We start from the raw sequence: 2,538 nt of genomic DNA, 5'->3' as shown, positions 1-2,538 counted from the left end.
ACATAGTCGGCGAAGCCGAAATCGGGCGAGAAGCAGAATTCGAGCAGGCCCGAGCGCTGGTTGTCGGTGTCGCGCCAGATTTCGCCGCGCCAGCTCTGCAATCCGTTAGGCCGGCTCTCGGTGAACGGCGAGTTGGCGAACAGCGCCGTCGACAGCGGCTGCAGCTTGAGCGAAACCTGCATCTTGCGGCGCATGTCGGCCTCGCTCTCGAAGTCGAGATTCACCTGGATGGTGCAGGTGCGGTACATCATGTCGAGGCCTTTGGTGCCGACCTTGGGCATGTAGCGCGTCATGATCTCGTAGCGCGATTTCGGCATTTTCGGCGTCTCGGCCAGCGACCATTTGGGGCTGCCGCCGAGGCCGAGGAAGCGGATGCCCATCGGTTCGGCGATCTCGCGCACCTGTGCCAGATGTGCATTGCCTTCGCGGCAGGTCTGATGGATCGTCTCCAGCGGCGCGCCGGACAGCTCGAACTGGCCGCCTGGTTCCAGCGAGATCGCCCCTTGGCCGGTCGGCTCGACCAGGCCGATGATGCGGCCGGCATCCATGATCGGATCCCAGCCGAGTTTTTCCTGCATGCCTTCGAGAATGGCGCGGATGCCGTGCTCGCCGCCATAGGGCACCGGCGCATTGCCGTCGACATAGAACGGGAATTTCTCGTGTTCGGTGCCGATGCGCCATTTGTCGCGCGGTTTGTTGCCTTCGGCCAGGTGCTCGACAAGCTCGTCGACGCCTTCGATGGGCCGGAAATCGGTGGTGTCACGCGCCATAACAAGCCCTCTCGACGAATGACCGCGAAAACCGGCATCGATTTTCGCTGGGGATCATGCGCCAAACCAAAGTGCTACAACGTCCTATGCGCATCCGAAAGGACGCACGGCGCTGTAGGCGGCCGGACGACCGCCGGCGCTAGATGGACGAAATGTCAGTAGGCGAGCAAGCGAAAAATCCTGAGCCACAGGGTAACTGGAATTGATCACCAATCCCCGATTGTGGCCTGTATCACCGCCAGTGCCGCCACGGCAGCCGTGTCGGCACGCAGGATGCGCGGACCGAGCGGAATGGCGGTTACGAAAGGCAGCGCCCTCAGCATCCTTCGTTCTTCATCGGAAAACCCGCCCTCGGGGCCGACCAGCAGCCCCAACTTCTTCTCCCGCACCGCTTGCAGCGCGGGCAGGGGATTGTTGGTGGAGGCATCCTCGTCGCAGAAGATCAACCGCCGCTCCTTGTCCCAGCCTGCCAGCAGGCGTTCGAACTTTTCCGCTTCGCGCACGTCCGGCACCGCCAGGATGCCGCATTGTTCGGCAGCCTCGACGACGTTGGCGCGCAGGCGCTCGATGCCGGGCTTTGCCACTTGCGTGTGCTGGGTGATGACCGGCTGCAGGACGCCGGCGCCCATCTCGACCGCCTTCTGCACCAGATAATCGAGCCGGCCCTGCTTCAATGGTGCAAAGCAATAGACGAGATCGGGTAGCGGCGGCTGCGGCCGCTGCAAGGTAAGCACCTTCAGGCGTACCGCTTTCTTGGATTTGGCGGCGATTGCCGCCGACCATTCGCCGTCGCGGCCGTTGAACAACAGGATTTCGGCGCCTTCGCCGAGCCGCAGCACATGCATCAGGTAGTGGCCCTGCTGCGGGCTCGCCTCGAACTCGATATCCGGTCCGAGGTCGTCCGGCACGAACAGCCGCTGCATCTTGTAATTGGCGCGCATCGCCGAGGAATGGGCGAGCCGGGTCTTGGCGTCAAGTCTCGGCCGAGGGATGCCAAACCGGCTCGTAGCCTTGCCTCAGCACGGAAACGGTGGTTGTCGGCGTGAGCAGGCGGATTGGACGGCCGGCAAAACCGCCGAACCCCACCGGATCGCCATAGCCGGCGAACGACCAGCGCAGTGCCTTGCCGCCACGTATCGCATAGGCGCTGCCGCCGTTCGCGACCATGGTGCCATCCGGCAACCCGGCAAGCTCTTCTGCGGATACGACGGGTGCCCGCCCACCTGCGGCGAGCCGCTCCTTATGCAGCCGCTTGTCGACCTGCGGTGCGCGCGGCTCGGCAATGCCGAAGGCCACGCCGAAGCGCTGGACGAAATCCCTCGCCCGCGCACGCCGGCAGAAGAAGCAGGGCCGATGCCCGGCAGAGAGCGCGGTCACCTCGTCCAGGAAAAACAATTCGGTCCAGCCGGCCTTGCCGCCCAACTGGTCGTCGCTTTGCCTGTTTCTGCCCATCGGCTCGCGCCGCACATCGCGGAATTCGCAGACGCAGATGATCCAGGCATGCAGCGCCCAGCGCTTTTTCAGCAGCGTCTTCGTTTCGGGGTTATGGATGATGCCGCGATTGCCCATGAATAGGCCGCGCTCCGGCACGGCATGGAGGACGCCGAACGGGTCTACGCGGTTCTGCAGTGGCATAGCTTTCTCCCCGAATACGCATCTTGGCCGCAATGATGACGGCATGATATCGCTCGTCGCATCTTTTTCATGTCAGCAGGTTTTTCAATGCGGGTGCTGGTGGTCCAGAACTACGACAAGACCGGCCTTGGCC

3 protein-coding genes are annotated in these 2,538 nt (G+C 63.5%); all 3 read right to left on the bottom strand.

Annotation, left to right across the window (positions count from 1 at the left end):
• Window positions 1-770 (bottom strand): glutamate-cysteine ligase family protein (locus E5W87_RS29130; RefSeq protein ID WP_292405454.1); only part of this gene is annotated, 770 nt, incomplete at its 3' end.
• Window positions 771-976: 206 nt separating this feature from the next.
• Complete coding sequence (locus E5W87_RS29125; RefSeq protein ID WP_292405430.1) at window positions 977-1,711, bottom strand: 16S rRNA (uracil(1498)-N(3))-methyltransferase; 735 nt, start codon at window positions 1,709-1,711, stop codon at window positions 977-979.
• A 31-nt stretch (window positions 1,712-1,742) separates the two neighbouring features.
• Complete coding sequence (locus tag E5W87_RS29120; protein WP_292405427.1) at window positions 1,743-2,405, bottom strand: hypothetical protein; 663 nt, start codon at window positions 2,403-2,405, stop codon at window positions 1,743-1,745.
• Window positions 2,406-2,538: the final 133 nt, after the last annotated feature.

The sequence above is a fragment of the Mesorhizobium sp. genome (genome assembly GCF_004962925.1).
In the GTDB taxonomy this organism is placed as follows: Bacteria; Pseudomonadota; Alphaproteobacteria; order Rhizobiales; family Rhizobiaceae; genus Mesorhizobium.
Note: the sequence above shows the minus strand (reverse complement) of the source record. Positions and strands in the feature narration are given on the sequence as shown.

Coding starts and splice junctions, on each gene's coding strand:
- E5W87_RS29125 (WP_292405430.1), bottom strand. CDS start 1,711: ATGCGCGCCAATTACAAGATGCAGCGGCTGTTCGTGCCGGACGACCTC.
- E5W87_RS29120 (WP_292405427.1), bottom strand. CDS start 2,405: ATGCCACTGCAGAACCGCGTAGACCCGTTCGGCGTCCTCCATGCCGTG.